23 protein-coding genes and 1 tRNA gene (1 of these 24 running past the window's edge) are annotated in these 23,851 nt (G+C 57.9%); 12 read left to right on the top strand and 12 right to left on the bottom strand.

The genetic code is table 11. From position 1 onward, the window contains the following. The 4 genes from MRK42_RS03555 to MRK42_RS03540 all read right to left on the bottom strand — a co-directional run. Positions 1-148, bottom strand: partial view of a bifunctional diguanylate cyclase/phosphodiesterase gene (locus tag MRK42_RS03555; protein WP_042073415.1) — the 5' end (the start) only. 1,784 nt of this gene lie to the left of the window's left edge; the window shows 148 of its 1,932 coding nt (coding positions 1-148); its start codon is at positions 146-148; its stop codon lies off the left edge, out of view. A gap of 23 nt (positions 149-171) precedes the next feature. Then, a complete protein-coding gene (locus MRK42_RS03550; protein ID WP_042073414.1) occupies positions 172-672 on the bottom strand; it encodes a molybdopterin-binding oxidoreductase in 501 nt (166 codons plus the stop codon). A gap of 103 nt (positions 673-775) precedes the next feature. Continuing rightward, on the bottom strand, positions 776-2,410 hold the full coding sequence (gene groL / locus MRK42_RS03545; RefSeq protein ID WP_026457381.1) for a chaperonin GroEL: 1,635 nt from the start codon (positions 2,408-2,410) through the stop codon (positions 776-778). 44 nt (positions 2,411-2,454) lie between these two features. After that, on the bottom strand, positions 2,455-2,748 hold the full coding sequence (locus MRK42_RS03540; RefSeq protein WP_042026576.1) for a co-chaperone GroES: 294 nt from the start codon (positions 2,746-2,748) through the stop codon (positions 2,455-2,457). A 238-nt stretch (positions 2,749-2,986) separates the two neighbouring features. On the opposite strand from MRK42_RS03540, the gene MRK42_RS03535 reads away from it, so the two are divergent. Next, positions 2,987-4,339, top strand: coding sequence for an MATE family efflux transporter (locus MRK42_RS03535; RefSeq protein ID WP_338611768.1), 1,353 nt, complete (start codon positions 2,987-2,989; stop codon positions 4,337-4,339). Between the two features lie 25 nt (positions 4,340-4,364). On the opposite strand, the gene MRK42_RS03530 is transcribed toward MRK42_RS03535, so the two are convergent. Next, positions 4,365-4,844, bottom strand: a complete 480-nt coding sequence (locus tag MRK42_RS03530) for an FxsA family protein (RefSeq protein ID WP_026457449.1) — start codon at positions 4,842-4,844, stop codon at positions 4,365-4,367. A 439-nt stretch (positions 4,845-5,283) separates the two neighbouring features. On the opposite strand from MRK42_RS03530, the gene aspA reads away from it, so the two are divergent. Together aspA and MRK42_RS03520 are read left to right on the top strand one after the other, a co-directional pair. Then, positions 5,284-6,726 carry an aspartate ammonia-lyase gene (aspA, locus tag MRK42_RS03525; protein WP_026457450.1) on the top strand — a complete coding sequence of 481 codons (1,443 nt, stop codon included), beginning with the start codon at positions 5,284-5,286 and terminating at the stop codon, positions 6,724-6,726. A gap of 123 nt (positions 6,727-6,849) precedes the next feature. Then, the gene (locus MRK42_RS03520) at positions 6,850-8,169 is read left to right on the top strand and encodes an anaerobic C4-dicarboxylate transporter (protein WP_201941797.1); all 1,320 of its coding nucleotides are present in this window, start codon (positions 6,850-6,852) and stop codon (positions 8,167-8,169) included. Positions 8,170-8,388: 219 nt separating this feature from the next. On the opposite strand, the gene tsaD is transcribed toward MRK42_RS03520, so the two are convergent. Beyond that, the gene (tsaD, locus tag MRK42_RS03515) at positions 8,389-9,402 is read right to left on the bottom strand and encodes a tRNA (adenosine(37)-N6)-threonylcarbamoyltransferase complex transferase subunit TsaD (protein ID WP_042026580.1); all 1,014 of its coding nucleotides are present in this window, start codon (positions 9,400-9,402) and stop codon (positions 8,389-8,391) included. 179 nt (positions 9,403-9,581) lie between these two features. Between tsaD and rpsU the strand changes: the two genes are divergently transcribed. The 5 genes from rpsU (at position 9,582) to MRK42_RS03490 (ending at position 14,478) form a co-directional block, all read left to right on the top strand. After that, the gene (gene rpsU / locus MRK42_RS03510; protein WP_005309452.1) at positions 9,582-9,797 is read left to right on the top strand and encodes a 30S ribosomal protein S21; all 216 of its coding nucleotides are present in this window, start codon (positions 9,582-9,584) and stop codon (positions 9,795-9,797) included. Between the two features lie 15 nt (positions 9,798-9,812). Beyond that, positions 9,813-10,256: a GatB/YqeY domain-containing protein gene (locus MRK42_RS03505; protein WP_026456185.1), complete on the top strand. Its 444-nt coding sequence runs from the start codon at positions 9,813-9,815 to the stop codon at positions 10,254-10,256. Positions 10,257-10,344: 88 nt separating this feature from the next. Beyond that, positions 10,345-12,132: a DNA primase gene (gene dnaG, locus MRK42_RS03500; RefSeq protein WP_338611767.1), complete on the top strand. Its 1,788-nt coding sequence runs from the start codon at positions 10,345-10,347 to the stop codon at positions 12,130-12,132. Positions 12,133-12,354: 222 nt separating this feature from the next. Continuing rightward, a complete protein-coding gene (gene rpoD, locus MRK42_RS03495) occupies positions 12,355-14,208 on the top strand; it encodes an RNA polymerase sigma factor RpoD (protein WP_042026583.1) in 1,854 nt (617 codons plus the stop codon). A 193-nt stretch (positions 14,209-14,401) separates the two neighbouring features. Next, positions 14,402-14,478: transfer RNA gene (locus MRK42_RS03490), tRNA-Ile, on the top strand. A 148-nt stretch (positions 14,479-14,626) separates the two neighbouring features. On the opposite strand, the gene MRK42_RS03485 is transcribed toward MRK42_RS03490, so the two are convergent. The 4 genes from MRK42_RS03485 to MRK42_RS03470 all read right to left on the bottom strand — a co-directional run bounded on the left by MRK42_RS03485 (position 14,627) and on the right by MRK42_RS03470 (position 17,239). Beyond that, entirely contained in the window at positions 14,627-15,175 is a 549-nt protein-coding gene (locus MRK42_RS03485) for a cytochrome b/b6 domain-containing protein (RefSeq protein WP_042073408.1), read from the bottom strand. Continuing rightward, a complete protein-coding gene (locus MRK42_RS03480; RefSeq protein WP_026456188.1) occupies positions 15,156-15,530 on the bottom strand; it encodes a cytochrome b562 in 375 nt (124 codons plus the stop codon). Before MRK42_RS03480 ends, MRK42_RS03485 begins: the two co-directional genes overlap by 20 nt. 301 nt (positions 15,531-15,831) lie before the next feature. Beyond that, on the bottom strand, positions 15,832-16,308 hold the full coding sequence (locus tag MRK42_RS03475; protein WP_005304871.1) for an Lrp/AsnC family transcriptional regulator: 477 nt from the start codon (positions 16,306-16,308) through the stop codon (positions 15,832-15,834). A 307-nt stretch (positions 16,309-16,615) separates the two neighbouring features. After that, on the bottom strand, positions 16,616-17,239 hold the full coding sequence (locus MRK42_RS03470) for a metalloregulator ArsR/SmtB family transcription factor (RefSeq protein ID WP_042073406.1): 624 nt from the start codon (positions 17,237-17,239) through the stop codon (positions 16,616-16,618). A 201-nt stretch (positions 17,240-17,440) separates the two neighbouring features. Between MRK42_RS03470 and MRK42_RS03465 the strand changes: the two genes are divergently transcribed. Both MRK42_RS03465 and MRK42_RS03460 read left to right on the top strand, forming a co-directional pair. After that, entirely contained in the window at positions 17,441-18,694 is a 1,254-nt protein-coding gene (locus tag MRK42_RS03465; RefSeq protein WP_042073404.1) for an MFS transporter, read from the top strand. A 214-nt stretch (positions 18,695-18,908) separates the two neighbouring features. Then, a complete protein-coding gene (locus MRK42_RS03460; protein WP_042073403.1) occupies positions 18,909-19,727 on the top strand; it encodes a Cof-type HAD-IIB family hydrolase in 819 nt (272 codons plus the stop codon). 31 nt (positions 19,728-19,758) lie between these two features. On the opposite strand, the gene MRK42_RS03455 is transcribed toward MRK42_RS03460, so the two are convergent. Further along, positions 19,759-20,322: a DUF2799 domain-containing protein gene (locus MRK42_RS03455; protein ID WP_042073401.1), complete on the bottom strand. Its 564-nt coding sequence runs from the start codon at positions 20,320-20,322 to the stop codon at positions 19,759-19,761. 206 nt (positions 20,323-20,528) lie between these two features. Between MRK42_RS03455 and MRK42_RS03450 the strand changes: the two genes are divergently transcribed. Together MRK42_RS03450 and MRK42_RS03445 are read left to right on the top strand one after the other, a co-directional pair. Next, on the top strand, positions 20,529-21,368 hold the full coding sequence (locus MRK42_RS03450; RefSeq protein ID WP_042073400.1) for a 2OG-Fe(II) oxygenase family protein: 840 nt from the start codon (positions 20,529-20,531) through the stop codon (positions 21,366-21,368). A gap of 243 nt (positions 21,369-21,611) precedes the next feature. Next, positions 21,612-22,925, top strand: coding sequence for a sodium-dependent transporter (locus MRK42_RS03445; protein ID WP_042073397.1), 1,314 nt, complete (start codon positions 21,612-21,614; stop codon positions 22,923-22,925). A 3-nt stretch (positions 22,926-22,928) separates the two neighbouring features. Here the strand turns inward: MRK42_RS03445 and MRK42_RS03440 are convergent, their stop codons facing one another. Continuing rightward, the gene (locus tag MRK42_RS03440; RefSeq protein ID WP_042073395.1) at positions 22,929-23,648 is read right to left on the bottom strand and encodes an ABC transporter substrate-binding protein; all 720 of its coding nucleotides are present in this window, start codon (positions 23,646-23,648) and stop codon (positions 22,929-22,931) included. Between the last annotated feature and the right edge of the window lie 203 nt (positions 23,649-23,851).

The raw sequence follows: 23,851 nt of genomic DNA, 5'->3' as shown, positions 1-23,851 counted from the left end.
GGGCCCAGGAGACATCGTAGGTATACTTTTCCATCGCCCTCGTCGCATTCTGGATCTGCATCAGGCTGTAGAGGGTACTCCCGGTAAACGACAGGATGGAAATGTACAGAATAACGAGCAATGGCCAGGCCCTGGTCTTTCCTTTCACCCCTTCTCCTGTCGCGTCAGCTGTCAGTGTTGTATGTCGATGGAACCAAGCTGCCAGATCATCATATCGGTATATTCGGAGCGTTTCAGCTCGGGATACTGATCCAGAGGCAGCATGAACCAGAGGGGCCCCTTGTCACGCACCCGCATCACGACCCCATCATCTTCCCATGCAAGTATGGGATCATACTTGGCCACTTTGCTCCATTCGATACCTATTTGATAGCTATTCAACGCCGTCAGGGTAATGTTGTCGCCATCCGCACCAACCGCAGCCAACACATCAGAAAGCTTGGGACCACGATAGGTGTGCGGTTTATCAACCCATGGATTCCCCGTCACTATCTCGTGCTGCGGCAATGCCTGGAGCCTGGTCAAATCAAACTGCACCTTGCCCCCCACATCTTCGGCCGACTTGATATTACCACTCACGCTCAGGATCACGGGACCGGAGAGGGGCTCGGCCACGGCGACGGGGAGTGCAAGCAGCGCATACAGCACAGGGATCCATCCCAATAATTTCATATCAACCTCGCTCTTGTTGTTATCCAGACAGACTCAGTTTAGCCGTAGATAAAAAAACGGCCCGCCTTGGGCGAGCCGTTCTCAAACAGACAGGGAGCAATGATTACATCATGCCCATGCCACCCATGCCGCCCATGTCAGGCATGGCAGGAGCATCTTTCTTCGGCAGTTCGGTGACCATGCACTCGGTGGTGATCATCAGACCGGCGATGGAGGAGGCAAACTGCAGGGCAGAACGGGTTACCTTGGTCGGATCCAGGATACCCATGGCCAGCATGTCGCCATACTGCTCGGAGTAAGCGTTGTAACCGAAGTTGCCTTCGCCATTCTTGACGGCATTGGCAATGACGGATGCTTCTTCGCCGGCGTTGATGACGATCTGACGCAGCGGGGCTTCCATGGCGCGCAAGGCAACCTTGATACCCACGTTCTGGTCTTCGTTGTCACCGCGCAGATCGGCCAGCTTGGTCGCAACGCGAACCAGCGCCACACCACCACCGGCAACCACGCCTTCTTCCACAGCAGCGCGAGTCGCGTGCAGGGCATCTTCAACGCGGGCCTTCTTCTCTTTCATCTCGACTTCGGTGGCTGCGCCAACCTTGATCACGGCAACACCGCCAGCCAGCTTGGCTACGCGCTCTTGCAGCTTCTCACGATCGTAGTCGGAAGAGGTCTCTTCGATCTGCTGGCGGATCTGGGCAACGCGGCCCTCGATCACGCTCGCATCACCCACACCATCGATGATGGTGGTGTTCTCTTTGGTGATGACGATGCGCTTGGCACGGCCCAGATCTTCCAGGGACGCTTTTTCCAGCTCCATGCCCACTTCCTCGGAGATCACGGTACCACCGGTCAGTACGGCGATATCCTGCAGCATGGCCTTGCGACGGTCACCGAAGCCCGGCGCCTTGACGGCAGCCACTTTCACGATGCCACGCATGGTGTTGACCACCAGGGTCGCCAGCGCTTCGCCTTCGACGTCTTCGGCGATGATCAGAAGGGGTTTGCCTGCCTTGGCCACGCCTTCCAGCACCGGCAGCATTTCACGGATGTTGGAGACTTTCTTGTCAACCAGCAGGATGAAGGGATCGTCCAGCTCGACGGAACCAGTCTCTTGCTTGTTGATGAAGTAAGGGGACAGGTAGCCGCGGTCAAACTGCATACCTTCAACCACTGCCAGCTCGTCTTCCAGGCCCTGACCGTCTTCAACGGTGATGACACCGTCACGGCCCACTTTGTCCATGGCTTCGGCAATCAGCTTGCCTACTTTCTCGTCGGAGTTGGCAGAGATGGTACCTACCTGAGCGATGGCATTGCCATCAGCGCACGGCTGGGACAGTGCCTGCAGCTCGGCAACGGCGGCAACGACGGCTTTGTCGATACCACGCTTCAGATCCATCGGGTTCATGCCGGCGGCAACGGCCTTCAGACCTTCGTTGACAATGGCCTGGGCCAGTACGGTCGCAGTAGTGGTACCGTCACCGGCAGCATCGTTGGCCTTGGAGGCAACTTCCTTGACCATCTGGGCGCCCATGTTCATGAACTTGTCTTCCAGCTCGATCTCACGAGCCACGGAGACGCCGTCCTTGGTGATGGTCGGAGCGCCGAAGGACTTGTCCAGCACCACGTTGCGACCTTTCGGGCCCAGGGTGACCTTGACGGCATCGGCCAGGATGTTTACGCCTTCCAGCATCTTGATGCGGGCTTCGTTACCAAACTTAACGTCTTTAGCTGCCATTTTTCTTCAATCCTTAAATCAATTCGGGGAAAAGTGAGGATGGATTACTCTTCGACAATCGCCAGGATGTCGGTTTCGGACAGGATCAGTACCTCCTGGCCATCCAGCTTCTCGGTCTTCACGCCGTAACCTTCGTTGAAGATCACCTTGTCACCGACCTTGACGGCCAGCGCTTTGACATCGCCATTATCCAGGATCCGGCCAGTCCCTACGGCAAGCACTTCACCACGGGTGGACTTCTGAGCCGCAGTACCAGTCAACACGATACCGCCGGCGGATTTGGCTTCAGCTTCGATGCGCTTGATAATGACGCGGTCGTGCAGTGGACGAATTTTCATCGATAACTCTCCCAAAATGAGTCTCATTGTTGCTTTGAGGAATGGCCGTTCCGGGCCAAATCAGGTATGTCCCTGATGTGGGGCAGAGTTGTTAACCCTTCAAGGGCAAATACAAAAAAAATTTTTTCACGTACTATGAGCACCTTCGATTGTTCATCGGTGCCCTCACCATGGAACGGACCGGCCAACCCGTCTCTTTCATGTCAGAACCGTCAACGCCAGATGTAGAGACGAGCCCTTGACCCACACCAACCCCATGCTGACAGCGCCCGCCCCAGTCGTACTGCGCCGGATGACGGGGCCCATGATCCTCGGCATCGTCGCCATTCTGGCCTTCAACCTGATCGATACCTTCTTTATTGGCATGCTGGGCACCCAGGCGCTGGCGGCGATCAGCTTTACCTTTCCGGTAACTTTCGTGGTTACCTCGCTGGCCATGGGGCTCGGGGCCGGATTGTCCGCCGTGATCGGCCATACCCTGGGACAAGGCAAGCATGAAGAGGCGGCACGCATCACCACCGACAGCCTGTTTCTGGCGGTAACCATGGTGAGTCTGCTCTCCATCGGCGGCGCCCTGACCATAGACCCCCTCTTCACTCTGCTGGGCGCCAGTCGCGAACTGATTTCGCTGATCCACGATTACATGCTGATCTGGTACCTGACGGTTCCCATGCTGGTACTGCCCATGGTGGGCAACGCCGCCATCCGGGCTACCGGGGATACCAAGACCCCCAGCCTGGTGATGACGGTCGCAGGACTGGTCAACGGGGTGCTGGATCCCCTGCTCATCTTCGGCATTGGTCCCTTCCCCGAGTGGGGGATCCGGGGCGCGGCCATCGCCACCTCCCTCTCCTGGATGATGGCCATGCTGGTTAGCTTCTATATATTGCGTCACCGGGAAGGGTTACTGTTGTGGCGTCTCTCTGCTCGCCCCAGATTGCTCGCCCACTGGCGGGCCCTGCTTCATGTGGCCGTGCCGGCCTCCTTTACCAATATGCTCAATCCCTTGGCCAATGCCGTGTTGATGACCATCTTTGCGGGTCTGGGCACCGAAGTGGTGGCCGCCTACGGTGCTGCGTCACGGGTCGAGGCCTTGCTACTAATCGTGATGATGGCGCTCTCCTCGGTGCTCGCCCCCTTCATTTCACAAAACTGCGGGGCAGGCAATCCGGCCAGAGCCAGGATGGCGCTACAAAGTTGCATGCGATTTGCCCTGCTGTTCCAGTTCGCCGTTTACGGCCTGACCTGGCTGCTGGCGCCCCTGATTGCCAAGCTGTTCAGCGATCATCCGCAAGTGGTGCGCCTCATCATCCTTTATCTGCATCTGGTCCCCATCGGTTACGGCTTTCAGGGAATGGTGATGTTGCTGGCGTCCGCCTTGAATGGCGTAAGGGCATCCAGTATTTCGTTCCTATTCAACGGTCTGCGGCTGTTTGTCTTCTTGTTGCCAGGGGCCTGGCTGGGGGCAAAGCTGGGGGGGGAACAGGGGATCTATCTTGGAATACTGCTGGCCAACCTGCTGGCGGGTTCACTGGCCTGGTGGTATGCCCGCCACCGCTTTGAGGCGTTGTGCCATCTGGGCAATCCCTGACGCACAACGTCTCCTGCTGCGAGACTTACTCCTTGCGCTCGAATTCACCTTCGATGGTGGTGCCACCGCGATGATTCTGTCCCGGCTGTTCATCAGAAGAGGGGGCCTGACCGAATGGCGGTTGCGAACCCTGGAACCCACCCATCTGCATCCGGAACTGGTTGCTGCCAATCAGTTTGTCGGCCAACTTGTTGCGCAGCCAGGGTTGCAGCAGCAGGATACCGAAAAAGTCGGTGACAAACCCAGGGATGATCAGCAACAGACCGGCCAGCGCCAGCATCATGCCGCCCATCACTTCGCGCCCCGGCATTTCGCCCTGCTGCATCTTTTGCTGGGCGCTGAACAGGGTCTTGAGCCCTTCGCTACGCACCAGGGAGGAGCCCAATACTGCCGTCAGTATGAGCAAGCCGACGGTTGGCAACGCACCAATGACGGCGCCAACCTCGATCATCACGGTGAGTTCCAGTACCACCAGCCCCACCAACAACAGAAACAACTTGCCCATATCAACTCCACGCTCGGTAAATTGGGAGAAAGCCGCTCCGCACGGCGGAGCAATGCCCGATTGCTGTCGGCATTGTCGCAACTTTCTACCTGGATTAAATGGGGCCAGTTCAGGCTTTTTCAAGTCTCGCCATTGAGCCCCAAATCACCTACGCCATAAAAAATCAGCAATCCAGTCTTTAAATTGATAAAAATCAGCGCGATAGATGTGCCACAACAGATGTGTACTTTCATCAACGCAATTTGAAAATGTCTAAAGATTAGTGATCCATCTCTAATAATTGATACCTCAATTGGAGTAGTATGTTCTTCAGTAATTCGGGAGGTTATCCTCCCCACCGCCCCACTCGATGTGTGGTGCTTCAGGATGAGCTGTGCGCAAGGAACTCGCGACCACTCGGTGAGGTTTTTTCCATTTATCTGATTTCTGAGGCATTACAATGAGCGACATCAAGAACGTCCGCATTGAAGAAGACCTGCTGGGCACCAAAGAAGTTTCCAACGACATGTACTACGGCGTACATACCCTGCGCGCCGTCGAGAACTTCAAGATCAGCTCTCAGAAGATTTCTGACGTTCCGGAATTCGTACGCGGCATGGTGCTGACCAAGAAAGCGGCCGCCATGGCAAACGGCGAGCTGGGTACCATCCGTCCTGAAATTGCAGACAAGATCGTGGAAGCCTGTGACCTGATGCTGAACACCGGCAAATGCTTCGACCAGTTCCCGGTCGATGTTTATCAGGGTGGTGCGGGTACCTCCGTCAACATGAACACCAACGAAGTCCTGGCCAACATCGCCCTCGAACTGATGGGTCTGGAGAAAGGCCGCTACGACGTCATCAACCCCAACGATCACGTCAACAAGTGCCAGTCCACCAACGATGCCTACCCGACCGGTTTCCGCGTCGCCGTGGTCAACAGCACCGACGTAACCCTGCATGCCCTGGAGCACCTGATCGCCGCCTTTGATGCCAAGGCTGAAGAGTTCAAGAAAGTCCTGAAGATGGGTCGTACCCAACTGCAAGACGCCGTGCCCATGACCCTGGGTCAGGAGTTCCACGCCTTCGCCGTTACCCTGCGCGAAGAGATTAAATCCATCAAACGCTGCCAGGAGTTGCTGCTGGAAGTGAACCTGGGCGCCACCGCCATCGGTACCGGTCTGAACACTCCGCCCGAGTACTCCAAGCTGGCCATTCAGCGTCTGGCAGAGATCACCGGTCGTGCCTACGTCCCGGCAGAAGATCTGATCGAAGCTACTTCCGACTGCGGCGCCTACGTCATGCTGCACGGCGCCATCAAGCGTCTGGCCATGAAGCTGTCCAAGATCTGTAATGACCTGCGTCTGCTCTCCTCCGGCCCGCGTACTGCACTGAAAGAGATCAACTTGCCGGAAATGCAGGCTGGTTCCTCCATCATGCCGGCCAAGGTCAACCCGGTTATCCCGGAAGTAGTCAACCAATCCTGCTTCAAGGTATTCGGTAACGACATCACCATCACCTTCGCCGCCGAAGCTGGCCAGCTGCAGCTGAACGTCATGGAGCCGGTGATCGGTCAGGCAATGTTCGAATCCCTGAGCCTGATGGAAAAAGCTTGTATCTCCCTGCGCGAGAAGTGTGTGGAAGGTATCACTGCCAACCCGGAAATCTGCATGAACCACGTGCTGAACTCCATCGGTATCGTGACTTACCTGAACCCCTTCATCGGCCACCACGAAGGCGACATCGTCGGCAAGATCTGCGCCCAGACCGGCAAGAATGTACGCGAAGTCGTACTGGAGCGTGGTCTGCTGAGCGCCGAGCAGCTGGATGAAATCCTCTCCATCGAGAACCTGATGAACCCGCAATACAAGGCCAAGCGTTTCACCCGCGAAACCACCGTATAAGCGAGCATGGGCCGGGATCTTCCCGGCCCATTTAAAGTCAGTTCCCGATCGGCCTCACCCAGTCCCATCGGGAATTGGCTTTTGCCAAAGAAAAACCAAAAAACTAAAAATGGAGTTATCGCTATGATTGGAATCGAGTTACTTGTCGTACTCGCCGCTATCTATCTGGGGGCCCGGATAGGCAGCATCGGCATCGGCTTCGCCGGTGGTCTGGGTGTACTGGTCCTGACCTGGGGTCTGGGTGTACAGATCCCGAGCGATCAGCTGGTATCCTACATCCCCTGGGACGTGATCATGATCATCGCGTCCGTCATCTGTGCCATTGCCTGCATGCAGTTGGCCGGCGGGATGGACTACCTGGTACACCTGGCTGAAAAAGCACTGCGCAAAAACCCCAAATACATCACCTTCGCCGCTCCGGTCGTCACCTACCTGATGACCATGCTGGCCGGTACCGGTCACACCGCGTTTTCCACCCTGCCGGTGATCGCCGAAGTGGCCAAGGAGCAGGGCATCCGCCCCTCCCGTCCGCTCTCCATCGCGGTCGTTGCATCCCAGATCGCCATCACAGCCTCGCCAATCTCCGCGGCCGTGGTTGCCTTCTCCGGCATGCTGGAACCGCTTGGCGTTGACTATCTGACTCTGCTGGCCATCTGCATCCCGTCCACCTTCATCGCCTGTATCCTGGGTGCCTTCGTCGCCAATATGCTGGGCAAGCCGCTGGATCAGGACGAAGTCTATCTGGAGCGCAAGGCCAAGGGCCTCATCAAGCTGCGTGGCGCTACCCAGCTTGAAATCAAGCCTTATGCCAAACTGTCCGTCTGGATCTTCATCGCCGCCATCGTCGCCGTCATGGCTTACGCCACTGCCATCTCCGGCAAAGTGGGCCTGATCACCAACCCGCCGATCCCCCGCGACGGCGCCATCATGGGCATCATGCTGGCCGCAGCCACCATCATGACTCTGGTGTGCAAACTGGACGTGACCCAGGTGACCAACATGCCGACCTTCAAGTCCGGTATGTCCGCCTGTATCTGCGTACTGGGTGTGGCCTGGCTGGGTAACGTCTTCGTGAAAGGCAATATGGACACCATCCAGCTCATCGCTGGTGACCTGCTGAACCAATACTCCTGGTTGCTGGCCGTGGTGCTGTTCTTCGCCGCCATGCTGCTTTATTCACAGGGTGCCACCACCAAGGCCCTGATGCCGGCCGCCCTGGCCCTGGGCGTCAGCCCGCTGACTGCTATCGCCTCTTTCGCGGCCGTAAGCGCCCTGTTCGTACTGCCGACCTACCCGACCCTGCTGGCCGCGGTCGAGATGGACGATACCGGCTCCACCCGTATCGGCAAGGCCGTATTCAACCACCCCTTCTTCATCCCGGGTGTGGCCACCATCGCCATGGCCGTGGCGCTGGGCTTCTTCTTCGGCGGCATCATGATCTAATCCGGTTGCTTGCCACCAACAAAAATCCCCGCCAATTGGCGGGGATTTTTTATTTATATCACGCTCAAACCAAGCCTGCGCCGGATGATTCGGCAAGACTATCGCGCACACGGCCTCATCATCTGCCTATCCGGGCCTCTGACAGGGGGTCTGCGGCATCGAAAGGGCAAAGCGCTTGTACACCATTACCCACCCCTTCGATATGCCGGATCCTGCGGATCAGACCGGATCCAGAGTATCCAGCGGCCAGCGCGGCACAGCCTTGACCACCAGAGGCTCGAACACACCGGCCTTCAGACGCTGCATACCGGCGTAAGCAATCATGGCGCCGTTGTCAGTACAGTATTCGGTACGCGGATAGAAGACTTCGCCCTTAAGGCTCTCCATCAGCTCGGCAAGCTGGGCCCGCAGGTGACGGTTGGCACTGACACCACCGGCCACCACGAGGCGATTGAGACCGGTCTCCTGCAAGGCGCGACGACACTTGATGGCCAGGGTATCGACAACGGCATCTTCAAAGGCTCTGGCGATATCAGCACGAGTCTGCTCGTCATCCCCATTGGCAGCAATGGTGTTGGCGGCAAAGGTCTTGAGACCGGAGAAACTCATGTCGAGTCCGGGGCGATCGGTCATGGGACGCGGGAAATGGAAGCGCCCCTTGGTCCCCTTCTCAGCAAGACGGGAGAGCAACGGGCCGCCCGGATAATCCAGCCCCATCAGCTTGGCGGTCTTGTCAAACGCCTCGCCTGCCGCATCGTCTATGGATTCACCGAGCAGCTGGTAGCTGCCGATGCCATCGACCCGCACCAGCATGGAGTGGCCGCCGGAGACCAGCAGCGCAACGAAGGGAAACTCGGGCGCACGCTCTTCCAGCATGGGGGCCAGCAGATGTCCTTCCATATGATGCACGGCGATGGCCGGCTTGTTCCACGCCATGGCCAACGAACGGCCAATGGTGGCCCCGACCAGAATGGCGCCGACCAGACCCGGGCCCGCTGTGTAGGCGATGCCGTCGATGTCATCTTGACCCAGTCCCGCCTCTTGCAATGCGGCCTGGATCAAAGGGATCGTCTTGCGAACATGATCCCGGCTGGCCAACTCGGGGACGACGCCACCGTAGTCCGCATGCAGCTTGACCTGGCTGTATAACTGGTGGGAAAGGATCCCTTTTTGATCGTCGAAGATCGCGATCCCGGTTTCGTCACAGGATGTCTCTATGCCCAATACACGCATTGCTAAAAAATTTCACTGCTAAAATGAGACGGCTATGGTAACCTTCGCGGGTTTTTTAAACCAGAGCGATCTCTGCGGGTTTACTTTCATTCCCTGTCCAGAGTATAATTTCGCACCATTTTAAGAGATGCTGATCGATTGAAGGTCAGCTAACAATTTATCACTGAGGTGAAAGGCACATGCCAGTAATCAAAGTCCGTGAAAATGAGCCGTTTGACGTTGCTCTGCGTCGCTTCAAGCGTTCTTGCGAAAAAGCCGGTATCCTGTCCGAAGTTCGTAGCCGTGAGTTCTACGAGAAGCCGACTACCATTCGTAAGCGCGCCAAAGCGTCTGCCGTTAAGCGTCACGCCAAGAAGCTGTCTCGCGAAAACGCACGTCGTATCCGCCTGTACTAATCAGGGGACTGTGCCGTGTCTCTGAAGGATCAACTCAAGGATCAGCAAAAACTCGCCATGCTTGCCAAAGACAAGCAACGGCTGGGTGCTATCCGTTTGTTGATGGCAGAAATCAAGCAGCGTGAAGTTGACACCCGTGTCGAACTCACTGATGAAGATATCCTCGCCGTCGTGACCAAAATGGTCAAACAGCGCCGTGATGCCATCAGCCAGTTTGAAGCTGCCGGTCGCCAGGATCTCGCCGACAAAGAGTCCGCAGAGATCGTTGTGCTGCAGGAGTTCCTGCCACAACAGCTGACCGCAGATGAAATCGCAGTCCTGATCGAGCAAGCCATCGCGCAAAGCGGTGCTGCCGTCATGGCCGACATGGGCAAGGTCATGGCTGTTTTGAAGCCTAACATTCAGGGGCGTGCCGATATCGGCGCCGTCAGTGCTCAGGTGAAAACCCGCTTGGCGTAACAGGCAACTCTCTTGTTTAGTCGAAGAAGCCGTGCTTCCTTGGGAATGCGCGGCTTTTTTATTTTTTCCGCAATGAAACAGGACGGTTATGGCAGGCAGGATCCCTCAATCCTTTATCGATGATCTGCTCGTACGCACAGATATTGTCGAGCTGATCGACTCCCGTGTGCGGCTGAAAAAAGCCGGTAAGAATTACCAGGCTTGCTGCCCCTTTCATAACGAAAAAAGTCCCTCGTTTACCGTCAGCCAAGAGAAACAGTTCTATCACTGCTTCGGCTGTGGCGCCCACGGCAATGCCATCGGCTTTGTCATGGAGTATGACGGCCTTGAATTCCCCGATGCCATCGAAGAGTTGGCCAGCCTGCATGGCATGCAGGTCCCGCGTGAGCAGAACGCCGGAGGCGCTAGCAGCAACCAGCCAGCAGTCAGCAAGGATCTCTTCGAGCTGATGAACCAGATCGCCCGCTTCTACGAGAGCAATCTCAAGAGCGCGCCACAGGCGGTGGAGTATCTGAAAGGCCGGGGTCTGACTGGCGAAGTAGTCAAGCGCTTCAACATAGGCTATGCCCCGGGTGACTGGGATCAGGTCAGGCGCCGTTTTGGAGCCAGCCGGGATCACGAGCAATTGCTCATCTCCGGTGGCATGCTGATCCCGCGCGATAGCGGCCCCGGCAGCTATGATCGCTTCCGCGATCGCATCATGTTCCCGATCCGTGACAAGCGGGGTCGTGTCATCGGCTTCGGTGGCCGGGTACTGGGTGATGGTACGCCCAAATACCTCAACTCGCCGGAAACCCCCATCTTCCACAAAGGACGGGAGTTGTTCGGTCTCTATGAGGTAAAACAGGCGCACAAGGATCCTCGCCGGATCTTGGTGGTGGAAGGCTATATGGATGTGGTGGCCTTGGGCCAGTACGACATCGACTATGCGGTGGCCGCCCTGGGCACGGCAACGACCAGCGACCATATCCACACCCTGTTTCGCACTACTGCCGAAGTGGTCTGCTGCTACGACGGTGACAATGCAGGACGAGAAGCCGCCTGGCGAGCACTGGATAACGCCCTCCCCCATCTGCAGGATGGCCGCGAGCTCAAGTTCGTGTTTCTGCCGGACGGCGAGGATCCCGATTCCCTGGTGCGTCAGATCGGCAAAGAAGGGTTCGAGGCTCTGCTCGACCAAGCACAACCCTTTGCCGACTTCATGTTCGAGCGTCTCGGGCGCGATGCCGCACTCTCGGGTGAAGCAGGCAAGTTCGAAGTGGCCAACAAGGCCGCCGAGCTGATCCGCCGAGTGCCGGAAGGATTTACCCGCGAGGGATTGATCACTCGCCTCTCCAGCATGATGCGCTGGGGGGAAAACAAACAGCGCATCGCCGAACTGTTTGCCCGTAACAGCCAGCCCAAGGCCGAGGTTAACAAGCCCAAGGCTGCCAAGCTGACACCGCTGCGCCGGGCGCTGGCCCTGATGGTGCAGTATCCCGCGATCACTGCCGAGCTGCCAGCTATGCCGGAGCTGGCAGGATTGCGCTTACAGGGCATCAAGTTCCTGCTGCAACTGCACCAGCAGATCCTGACCCAACCGGGGATCACCACGGGCATTCTGCTGGAACACTGGCGCGGCACCAAGGAAGGGGAAATCCTGGCGCAACTGGCCATGCACGATCTGTTTGAAGAGATCAAACTCGATCAGGAGCCGGATATTCTCGGAGAATTGCAGGACACCTTTGTCGGCTTCATCAATCTGTTCTTGAAACAGCGGATCGAGGAATTGCAAGCCAAGGTGGCACAGGAAGGCCTAAGCGCAGAAGAGACTCAAGAGCTGATGATGTTGATCAGAGAAGTACAAATTGAGAAAAGAAATGAGAGCGGGGCTTGATATTTGAGTGATTAGTCCCAATATGGATAACGTTGCCCGAATCGACGGGATAAAAAGCAAAAATTTTATAACCGCCTGGCCCCGACAATACTGCGGGCAGGGGTTTCTCATGACCGACGCCGCAACCAGACATAGCATGTCTGGCGGTTTTCTATTAGAATTGGCTATTTGCGCAGCAGCGCACTGTAAGCGCAACCTAGCAACACCAACCGGATGAGTTCTATGGAGCAAACCCCGCAGTCTCAGCTTAAACTCCTCGTTGCCAAAGGTAAAGAACAGGGCTACCTGACTTATGCCGAGGTGAACGATCACCTCCCGCAAGACATCGTCGATTCAGACCAGATCGAAGACATCATCCAGATGATCAACGATATGGGCATTCAAGTCGTTGAAAACGCTCCGGATGCCGATGACCTTATCATGGCTGAAGGTGGTACCGCCGATGAGGACGCTGCCGAAGCAGCGGCCCAGGCTCTGGCATCTGTTGAATCCGAGATCGGCCGTACGACCGATCCTGTCCGCATGTACATGCGGGAAATGGGTACCGTCGAACTGTTGACCCGTGAAGGCGAAATCGACATCGCCAAGCGGATCGAAGATGGTATCAACCAGGTACAAAGCTCCGTGGCCGAGTACCCGGAAGCAATAACCTATCTGCTCGAACAGTACGATAAGTATGAAGCCGAGCAGCTGCGCCTCTCCGACATCATCTCCGGCTTTATCGATCCCAACGAAGCGGAAGATATGGCACCGACCGCTACTCATATCGGCTCCGAACTCGGCGAAGACGATCTCGCCGACGAAGATGAAGAAGATGAGGACGAAGACGAAGACGGCGACAGCTCGGACGATGACGGTGACGGTGGCCCGGATCCGGAAGTCGCTCGCGAGAAATTTGCCGAACTGCGTGCTCAATATGAAGTGACTCGTCTCTCCATTCAAAAGAATGGCCGCGCGCACGACGATACCCAGGCAGCCATCGCCCTGCTGGCCGATGTATTCCGCCAATTCCGCCTGATGCCCAAGCAGTTCGATCGCCTGGTCAACAACATGCGCGAGATGATGGAGCGCGTACGCGTGCAGGAACGCATCATCATGAAACTCTGCGTTGAACAGGCCAAGATGCCGAAGAAAACCTTCGTCGCGGCCTTCACCAACAACGAGTGCGAAACTGCCTGGTTTGAATACCAGAAGCAAGCTGGCAAGGCCTGGTCCCCCCGTCTGGTCGAAATGGACGAAGATGTCCAGCGTGCCATCGGCAAGCTGCAGCAGATTGAGGAAGAAACCGGTCTGTCAATAGCTCAGATCAAGGACATCAACCGTCGCATGAGCATCGGTGAGGCCAAGGCCCGCCGCGCCAAGAAAGAGATGGTCGAAGCCAACTTGCGTCTGGTTATCTCCATCGCCAAGAAATACACCAACCGTGGCCTGCAGTTCCTGGATCTGATCCAGGAGGGCAACATCGGTTTGATGAAGGCGGTAGACAAGTTTGAATACCGTCGTGGCTACAAGTTCTCAACCTATGCCACCTGGTGGATCCGTCAGGCCATTACCCGCTCCATCGCGGATCAGGCTCGTACCATCCGTATCCCGGTGCACATGATCGAGACCATCAACAAGCTCAACCGAATCTCCCGCCAGATGCTGCAGGAGATGGGTCGTGAACCGAATCCGGAAGAGCTGGCCATGCGTATGGGCATGCCGGAAGACAAGATCCGCAAGGTACTGAAAATCGCCAAAGAGCCCATCTCCATGGAGACGCCCATCGGTGATGATGAAGATTCCCACTTGGGCGACTTCATCGAAGATACCACCCTTGCGCTGCCGGCCGATGCCGCGACCAGCGAAAGCCTGCGCAACGCAACCCGCGAAGTGCTGGCCGGTCTGACCGCCCGCGAGGCCAAGGTACTGCGCATGCGCTTCGGTATCGACATGAACACTGACCACACGCTCGAGGAAGTGGGCAAGCAGTTCGACGTTACCCGTGAGCGTATCCGTCAGATCGAAGCCAAAGCTTTGCGCAAACTGCGTCACCCTAGCCGCTCCGAAGTGCTGCGCAGCTTCCTGGACGAATAGTCCAAAGGCATGCGCCCTTTATTGCTGTCTCAAAAGCCCCGCCATGCGGGGCTTTGTTTTAGCTGGCTCCAGCCCGGCCCAAACATAACCCCTTTCATCATCACAGCAGGATAATTAGTCGCCAAGTGGTTGATCTGCCTATGGACTGCCCTTTGTACTTCCCCTATAATCCACGCCGCTAAACGCACAATTTGGCCCCTTAGCTCAGTTGGTCAGAGCAGTCGACTCATAATCGATTGGTCGTGGGTTCAAGTCCCCCAGGGGCCACCAAATTGAAAAAGGCCGCTCATCAGGAGCGGCCTTTTTGCATTCAGCCCAGACCATGAAACGCTGCGCACCAGATACAAAAAGACCCGCCATGGGCGGGTCTTGGGCTGGCAACACGATGCAAGGCTTCACACTGAAATAGAATTCTGGTTTATGCGTTTTCGCTCTGTCCGGATGGTAGGCGATCCCGCCCAGGCAACATCCGTCTGACCAGATTGCTGCGTTGACGCCATGAGGTGAACAGGATGGCTAGCAGATGCAGGGCTATCAGCCCTTGCAGCGCCCAGGTACACCACTCGTGCCAATCATCGGCTCCCAGCTCGAAACCCGTCTCGGTATTCTGAAACCAGCCCGTTCCTGCTGTCGCCAACACCAGCAGCCAGAAAGCCCACACCGCCAGCTTGCCGGTACCGTGATGACCCGGCGCTGGAGGCTGACGCTCACACATCTCTTCCGCTTGCTGGCGAAAGTCCGCACGGCTGGGGAGCAAGGCATCGAGACGGGCATATCCCCTGGCCCATGTCACTCCCCATAACAACCGCAAGGCGACGAGGGCAATCGAGCCATAACCAAGCCACTCGTGCCACTCCTCTCCCGCCTCATTAAACCAGAGGTTGCCGATGCAGATCGCCGCCAACCCCCAATGAGTCAGGCGGACCACCCCATCCCAGCGAAAAGGCTCACCCTTTTTGCTTGGCATATTTGTGGTACTCCTTCTTCAGGTCGTTGACCTTGGCCAGATGCTCACGCGCCTTGCTCTCATCACCGGCCTTGAGCGCAACCAGGCTGGCATCCAGCTCGGCTTGCACCTCGTTCATGCCTTCGAGGAACTTCTCTTTCTTGGCTGCAGGCATGTTCTTCTGCTTGGCCACATCCAGCTGGGCCTTCATCTCGTTGATGTACTTCTCCATGGTGGCGGGATCTTCCGCCTTGACGGCCTGCTTGTAATTGAAGCCGATCTTCTTCATGGGCTGTTCCAGATCACCGGCCATGGCAGGCAGGGTCATCAAGCCAAACATCAGGGGCAACAGCAGGGGGCGTACAGTTTTCAACATGGTATTTCCTTATCAGATGACATTGCGGCTTCTTGTTCGCACTCGATAAGTGCAGTCAATTGAATATGATGCCACGAACAAGGGGGAATTGTATGGGGAAAGTTCGACCAATTGTGGCCAGATGTGTCAGATATGCTGACTGCATGTAGCCAATCGATACATTTCATCATCTTGGAAGGACATGGGAAAGAGGAAGGGAAAATGCACCATGCGGGTTATCAACAGCCACAAGACGATCCGCATGAGGCAGAGATGGCCGAGTAAAGGAGTCACCTCTTCCACCCGGCGCAGAGTGAGGAACTTAGCCCAAATGGTTAAGCGGCAGCGCCGTCTTGTGCTTGATGCGGCGCAGCACGAAGCTGGAACGCACTCCGGTCACCCCCGGAATATGGGTCAGCTTGTCCAGCAGGAAGTGCTGGTAGTGCTCCATGTCACGCACTACCACCTTGAGCTGATAGTCGGCATCGTTGCCTGTGATGAGGTCACACTCGAGCACCTCTGGCAGCTCACTGATGGCCCGGTCAAAATTCTCGAACCGCTCCGGCGTATGCCTGTCCATGGAGATGTGAATGTAGGCGGTGAGGGTCAGACCCAGTTGGCGGGCGTTGAGCAGAGTAACGTGGGTGTCGATGAGGCCGGCATCTTCCAGTGCCTTGACCCGGCGGGAACAGGGGGAAGGTGAGAGGCCAACCAGCTCGGCCAGTTCCAGATTGCTGATGCGGCCGTTCTCCTGCATCAGCTCAAGAATATGTCTGTCTATGCGATCAAGTTTCAGCATTCCCCCATCCTCGTTGCAATGACTAATCCACTTTTTCTAGATTAAGGGTGAACTATTGCAAAAACAACCGAAATAACTGCTCACTTTGCAACCACTCACCGGCCCGGGAGGGATACCATGGTTACATCTTCCGGTGGTAAAGCAGATGCCCAACCAGGTCTCTGCGGTGAAGGACCTTACCGGGTCAAGAGCCCCATCAGCCGTCCGACCTTATCGGGAACAGACGGGCTGGAACGAGAGCATCCCCTCCCCGAAGGCAACAAAGCAGGCATCCCGGCGCCTGCTTTGTTGTTTCTGGCTTCCTGCATCAGGGCTTTGCCGGCCGGATCCGGTAGAGGCAACGATGATCCCCGTCCAGCAAGTATTGCTCCCGTTCGACCTCGGCCGGCGCCAGCAGCTGGCGAAACATCTCCAATTCACTGCGACAAAATCCCCGACAGGCCCGGGCGGCGGCGCAGATGGGGCAGTGGCTCTCCCACAACAGCCAGCTGCCATCCTCCTCCTGACGCATATCCGCCATATAGCCTTCACGTGTGCGAAGAGCCTTTAATGCACTCAACCTGTCGGCCAGCCCGGCCTGGGTCAGATGCGCCTGATAACGAGCCAGCTGTTGCTGCTCCCGCTGCAGGATAAGCCGCTCCATGCCAACCTCGCCAAACAGCTGCTGGATATTGTCAATAAGCTGCAGGGTCAGGTCGCTGTGGGTATCGGGGAAGCGTTGCCAGGCCTGCTCGGTCAGGTGCCACAGCCGCACCGGACGGCCGCGACCGCGAGCCTCGTCGCTAAACCCCACCCAGCCTTCAGCCTCCAGCGCCATCAGATGCTGACGGGCGCCCATGGAGGTCATCTGCAACTGCTCTCCCAGTGCGGCGGCACTCTGGGGACCATGGGATTTGAGCAGGAACAGGATCTTGTCGGTACTGGCATTCATTGAGTGACTCTCGCTATCGACTCTGGGTTATCGACAAGTAGGCTGCGGGGGAGCTATGGCTCCTTGAGCAGGAGCTTGCCGGTGCAGGTGTCCATGGGCTCATTATGGGAAGTGTGATTTTTTAAATCAACTATTCACTTTACTTAATGTCACTTCTCACCCAACATAAATAAACCAATAACTTTATTTAATGAGGCTGACATGGAAGCACGCAAAGGACAGGCAACTCTCTGGGTATTGGTGATGACGGTGACACTGGCGGTGGCGGGTTTCAGCCTGCCGTCACCCGTGCTGGCGCCGCTGCTGCTGGATCCGGCGCAGGGCATGCTGACGCCGGATACGTCGGACTGGAGCCGCAAGGTGTGGCTCGGCGTCATCATGGGGCTCTATCCGCTGTTTCAGTTGGTAGGCTCCCCCTGGCTGGGCAAACAGTCGGATCGCCACGGCCGCAAGCCGGTGTTGACACTCTGCCTGATCGGCGTGCTGGCGGGGTATGCCCTGATGGCGCTGGGGATCGCCTGGCGTTCCCTGCCACTGTTGCTGCTGAGCCGGATTGTGGAAGGCTTCTTCAACGGCAATATCGCCATCGTCCAGGCAATGGCGGCGGACATGAGCACCACCAAGACCAAGGCGCGCAGCTTCGCCTGGATCAACATCGGCATGAATCTGGGCTGGGTACTGGGCCCCATGATAGGCGGTTACGCCGCCGTGATTTCAGGGGATTACAGCCTGGCCGCCTGGCTGGCGGTAGCCATGACCGCCATCAACCTGCTGCTGGCGTACTGGCTGCTCCCCCACCAGACACCGGCAGCCACTCGCCAGCAGGCCCCCTCCCTCTCTTCCCGTGAGTTGCTGTTGCAACCCACCCTGCTGCCCTACTTCGTGCTGACCCTGCTCAGCTATGGCGCCGTGCAGCTCTATTTCACCTACTTCAACGTCTGGTTGGTGGAGCGGCTGGCCTGGGATCCGGTACAGCTGGCGCAAGCTGCCGTACTGGTGAGCGTGCCCATGATGCTGGGCTCCTGGCTGGGTTCCCGCCTCGCCCGCCATTGGCGTGGCAGCAGTCTGGGGATTGTCGGCCACCTGGTGATGGCGACAGGCATGCTGATGTTCGTGCTGCCGACCCACTGGTGGGGACTGGCGCTGACCTTTATCCCCGCCGGCATCGGCATGAGCCTCGGAGAGCTGGCGACCTCGGTAGCCATCTCCAACCGCAGCCATGCCGAACAACAGGGGCAGGCGATGGGCATTTACCGCGGCCTGGCGGTAGGCAGCGAGATACTGGCGGTCGTGGTTGGCAGTCTGGTGCTGCTGGCAGGCACTGAATGGCCCTTCTATCTGGCCGCCCTCTGCGGTGTGCTATGTGCTGCCGGTTTCTATGGCCTGCGCAGACGGGCCGATCGGCGACAACCAGTGGCAGCGGCCCCGAACCAGCTCGAAGTGCAGGCGGAGTGAGGAAGTAAAGATAAAGAGTCTGCACTGCCGTCAGATCACAGATTTCCGTCCGGCTCCCTGTCAGGGCTTGCATCCGCACGTCGGGTTTGGGAGGGTAGAAGCCTTGTCCCGTGTCTGATGCCGGATCCGGAATGAACCAATAACCGACACGGACAACCCCATTCGCCGCGAGATGGTATGGCACCTCGCCCGGACCGACATTGCTGGAGATGATATGAGTAATTTTCAGGCCATTGCTCTTGATATGGATGGCACCCTGCTGACCCGGGATCACAGGATCTCGTCTGCTACCCGGGCGGCTCTTGATCAGGCTCGTACCCGGGGCATCAAGGTGCTGCTGGTGACGGGACGCCACTTCATGACGGCACGCCCCTTCCATCACGAACTCGCTCTCGATACCCCCATCATCTGCAGCAACGGCGCCTACCTATACGATCCGGAGCAGGATCGGATCCTGGATGGCGATCCCCTGGCGATCGCCCCCCTTGACCAGCTACTGGGACAGATTGAGGCCCAGGCGATGGGGGCCCTGTTTCACTTAAGCGAAGGCATTGGCTTTCTTGGCTGCGAGGAGCACGTTACCCGGATCCGCCACTGGTCGACCCGGCAACCGGAACATCTCAAGGTCTCTCTGTTGCCGGCAGACGATCCGGCAAGCTGGCTGGCGCAGCCAATTTGGAAGCTGGAGCTGTTCAACCAGGATCCGGCTCGCCTGCACGCCTTCATGAGCGATGTGGTGGATGCCATGCCCTTTACCCGTGACTGGGCCGCCCCCTACGCGGTAGAGCTGGTGCAACCGGGTTGCAGCAAGGGCAACCGGCTGGCCCAGTGGGCCGAGAGTGAGGGGATCGCGATGGAAAACGTGGTGGCCTTCGGCGACAACAACAACGATCTCAGCATGTTCGAGCAAGTTGGGCTGGCGGTTGCCATGGGCAATGCGGCGTCACAGATCCAGACGGCAGCGGATCGGGTCACCGCAGATCACAACGAGGACGGTATCGCCCTGGCGCTGCAGCGCTGGGTACTCTCCTGACCAGGTGCTGGGCCGGTCTTGCCGGACCGGTTCAGCCTCCGAAGGAGAACTGGATCACCCGATCCGGAAAGCGCAGTCGATCATATTCACGGCGCAGGGATTCGTAATGACGAATGGCGCGATAGCGCTTGTCACGGTAGTACTGCCGCTGCTGGGTATCCTTTTCGCTGCGGATGCTGCGCTCAAGCTGATCGATCTCCCGCTCGCTGCGGGCCAGCTCGTTGCGAATTTCACTCAGGCGGGTTTCCAGCTGATATTCCTGATAACCGCGCTGATACTGCTGCAGGAAGCTGGCATCGTTGGGACATACCCCCTGATAGGCGATGCCAGACTTGCCCTTGCTGTAGGCGAGCTCCGGAATGCAGTAAAGCTCCAGCCCCTTGTTGTAACCCCGCAGCCACTCGCCCTCATCCACCCTGAGGCCATATTCGCCACAGGTGGCAACATAGTCCCGCGCCTGCTGACGGCTCTTGCCCTGCTCTCCATCCTGATGCCCCAGGTTGTACCAGCTCATGGAACGGCACTCCTCTTCCGACAGCGAGCTGCAACCGGCGAGCAGCAAGGGCAGGGTCAACAACAGGATCTTGGGGGACATGAGAGGGCTCCGGAAAAGACAGTGGCTGGCATTCTAGTGAGGATGCCGGGTTGGGACAAGGGATGGAGGCGGGTTCTGACGGATACCTTTTTTTGACTTTTTTATCACTATTTACGGCTTACCTGAACCGGGCTCGCGGCCCGCTTTCCTTGGCGCATCGTGCGGGGTACACTGCGCCATCTTTTAACTGGCGCGTAACAAAAATAATGAAAGTCCTGACCGTCGATTACCGCTCGCCCGATGCGGCGCAGCGCTTTACCGAATCCCTGCGAACCACCGGCTTCGGGGTACTGACCAACCACCCCATCCCGAAAGAACTGGTGCAGTCCATCTATGACAACTGGTATCGCTTCTTCATGAGCGAGCAGAAACAGGATTTTCTGTTCAATCGCGAGACCCAGGACGGCTATTTCCCGCCGTCAGTCTCAGAGGTGGCCAAGGGCCACAGCCAGAAAGACATCAAGGAGTACTTCCACATCTACCCCTGGGGCCAGATGCCGGCAGAGCTGAAAGAGCAGGCGATGGAGTATTATGCCCTCGCCAACAACCTGGCCGCCGAGCTGTTGGGCTGGGTCGAGCAATACACACCGGCCGACATCGCTACCCACTACAGCTGCCCGCTCTCCTCGATGACCGAAGAGAGCCAGAAGACCCTGCTGCGGGTGCTGCACTATCCGCCGTTTGACGGCACCGAGGAGCCGGGCGCCATCCGCGCCGCCGCCCACGAGGACATCAACCTGCTGACCATACTGCCCGCTGCCAACGAGCCTGGCCTGCAGGTGAAGGGTTCCGACGGCGAGTGGATGGACGTGCCGTGCGATTTTGGCACCCTCATCATCAACATTGGTGACATGCTGCAGGAGGCCTCCCGTGGCTATTACCCCTCCACTACCCACCGCGTCATCAACCCGACCGGCGGCAGTGCCAGCAAGTCGCGCATCTCCCTGCCGCTGTTCCTCCATCCGCGGCCGGACGTGGTACTCTCCGAGCGTCACACCGCCCACAGCTACCTGATGGAGCGGCTGCGGGAGCTGGGGGTCATCTAGTCCCGCAGGCACGATCTGCACGATCTGACAGAAAAACCGGAGCAAACCCGCTCCGGTTTTTATTTTTTGGCATGATTGCATGCAAAGATATGATTTATTGGTTAATCATGCCAAAAATCCTGTCTTCATCCCCATAAGCGTCGTTGTGATTGCCCGCCTCCCTCCGTAATCTGAGTGCCGTTCCAGCCCCATTTTCAGACCCTACTTTCTAGCCCCACCAAGGGGCGCTCGATTGGAGTTCTTATGAAGCAGTCCCAATGGTCATCCCGCCTCGGGTATATCCTGGCCGCCGCCGGCTCCGCTGTGGGGATCGGCGCTATCTGGAAGTTCCCCTATGTGACGGCCACCAATGGCGGTGGCGCCTTCCTGCTGGTATTCCTGCTGTTCAGCTTCACCCTGGGGGTCATAGTGCTGATGGGGGAGACGCTGCTCGGCAGCATGAGCCGCCGCGGGGTGGTGGGTGCCTTCTCCGAACTGCTCGGCAAGCGCTGGCGCTGGGTCGGCGTCATGGGCATTCTCTGTACCCTGCTCATCTTCAGTTTCTATAGCGTGGTAGGAGGCTGGACCCTGGGCTACACCGGCATGGCCATCTCGGGTCAGCTCAACCAGGGGGACGCAGCCGCCCTCACCGCCCGCTTCAATGACTACGTTAGCGATGGCACCTGGCCCATCCTCACCCACCTGCTGTTTGCCGCCCTCACCTGGATCGTGGTGCAAGGGGGGATCCAGCGCGGGGTGGAGCGCACCCTGCGCTGGATGATGCCGGCCCTGTTCCTGATGATCCTGATGCTGGTGGCATTTGGCCTGACCCTGCCCAATGCCATGGCGGGTGTGCGCCACTTTCTGATGCCCGATTTCAGCAAGCTGGGGATGTCCGGCGTGCTCGACGCCATGGGGTTGGCCTTCTTCTCCCTCTCCATCGGCCTTGGCATTCACACCACCTATGGCGCCTATCTGCCCTCCAGCGAAGGGGTCGGGCGCTCCAGCCTCTGGGTCGTGCTGCTGGCCAGCATGATCGCCGTACTGGCCGGCTTGATGATCTTCCCCGTGCTGGCCGCGACCGGCATCGATCCGGCGGCAGGGCCCGGCCTCACCTTCATGACCATGCCGGCTGTGTTCCAACTGCTGCCGTTCGGCCAGGGGCTGGCGGTCATCTTCTTCGGCCTGCTGGTGTTTGCCGCCCTCTCCTCTGCCATCTCCCTGCTGGAGCACCTGCAGTGCTTCCTGTGCGAGAGCTGGGGCTGGTCCCGTCGCAAGGCCTGCAGCGCCATCACGGCGGTCATCATGCTCAACGGCATTCCGGTCAGCCTGTCGTTCGGCCCCCTGCAACATGCCACCCTGTTTGGCAAAACCATCTTCGAACTGCTGGATTTCATCACCTCCAACCTGATGATGCCGCTGTTCGGCCTGATGGTGACCCTGTTGCTGGGCTGGAAGCTGGGACGCAAGGCACTGCCGCAGGGGTTGGCGGCCCACTGGCATCACCTGTTGATGAATGGCTGGCGCTGGCTGGCACCGCTGCTGATCGGCGGGATCCTGGTGCGGGGACTGGTCTGATCCTCAGCGCTTGTGGTCAGGGAACCTGCCTTCACGATGGGCGGCCCTGACCTTGTCGAGGGCAGCCTGCCAACGGGCAATCACGGCATCATCCTGTGACTTGCCAAAGGCGAGATACAACCAGGAGTCGTGCAATATGACCCCGCTGTTGGTAACACTCTTGGCAGACAGGCCCAGCCGCTCCAGCGCGGCATCGAGCACCATCTCCCCTACCGGCAGGGCGTCTATCTTGCCAAGCAGCAGGCGCTGCAAGGCTTCATCTACGGTCTGATAACGTACCAGATTGGTATAGCCCTCCCGGGTTAGCCGCTCGTCATCGGCATTGCCCAGCACCACCCCGACTCTGGGCAGATGACGCAATTGGTCCAGCCGGGTCAGTGTTTGCCGGATGCCGGGAGGCTGGTAAATCACGACCCGATTGAGAAAAAGCGGCCCGACCCATTTGTAATGGGGAGCCCGCTCCGGCGTCCATTGGGTCACAAACAGTGCATAGCCCGGCTCCAGCCTGGTCAGTGCCAACCCCCGTTTAAAGGGATAGACCCGGATAGGCTGATGCTCGCCCAGTTCTTGCTGAACCTCTTCCACCAGTCGCACGGCCAACCCATCCAGCTTGCCCTCATGGAGATACGTAAAGGGAGGGAGCTCATGGCTGAGCAGCGTCAGGGCTGGCTGGGCCGAGAGACTCAGACTGAGGAACAACCAGGGGATGAAGATCCATTTCATATGCAATCCTGCCTTTGCTGCTGTGATACCGGCTTCCGGCCACGCACGCCATAGGAAACGAGGGTGATTATCCCCCAGCCATCAAGGACAAGGTAGCGAAGCGGCTGCCCGATGATCGCCCTGTGGGAAAATGGCGAGATAGCCACATATAAAAATTTTTTATTTTATGTGTCAATTTATCTTTCCATAGTTTAGGCTGTCGA

Source organism: Aeromonas sp. 19NY04SH05-1, from assembly GCF_040581895.1.
Classification (GTDB): domain Bacteria; phylum Pseudomonadota; class Gammaproteobacteria; order Enterobacterales; family Aeromonadaceae; genus Aeromonas; species Aeromonas enteropelogenes.
This window is presented reverse-complemented; position numbering and strand designations above follow the sequence as displayed.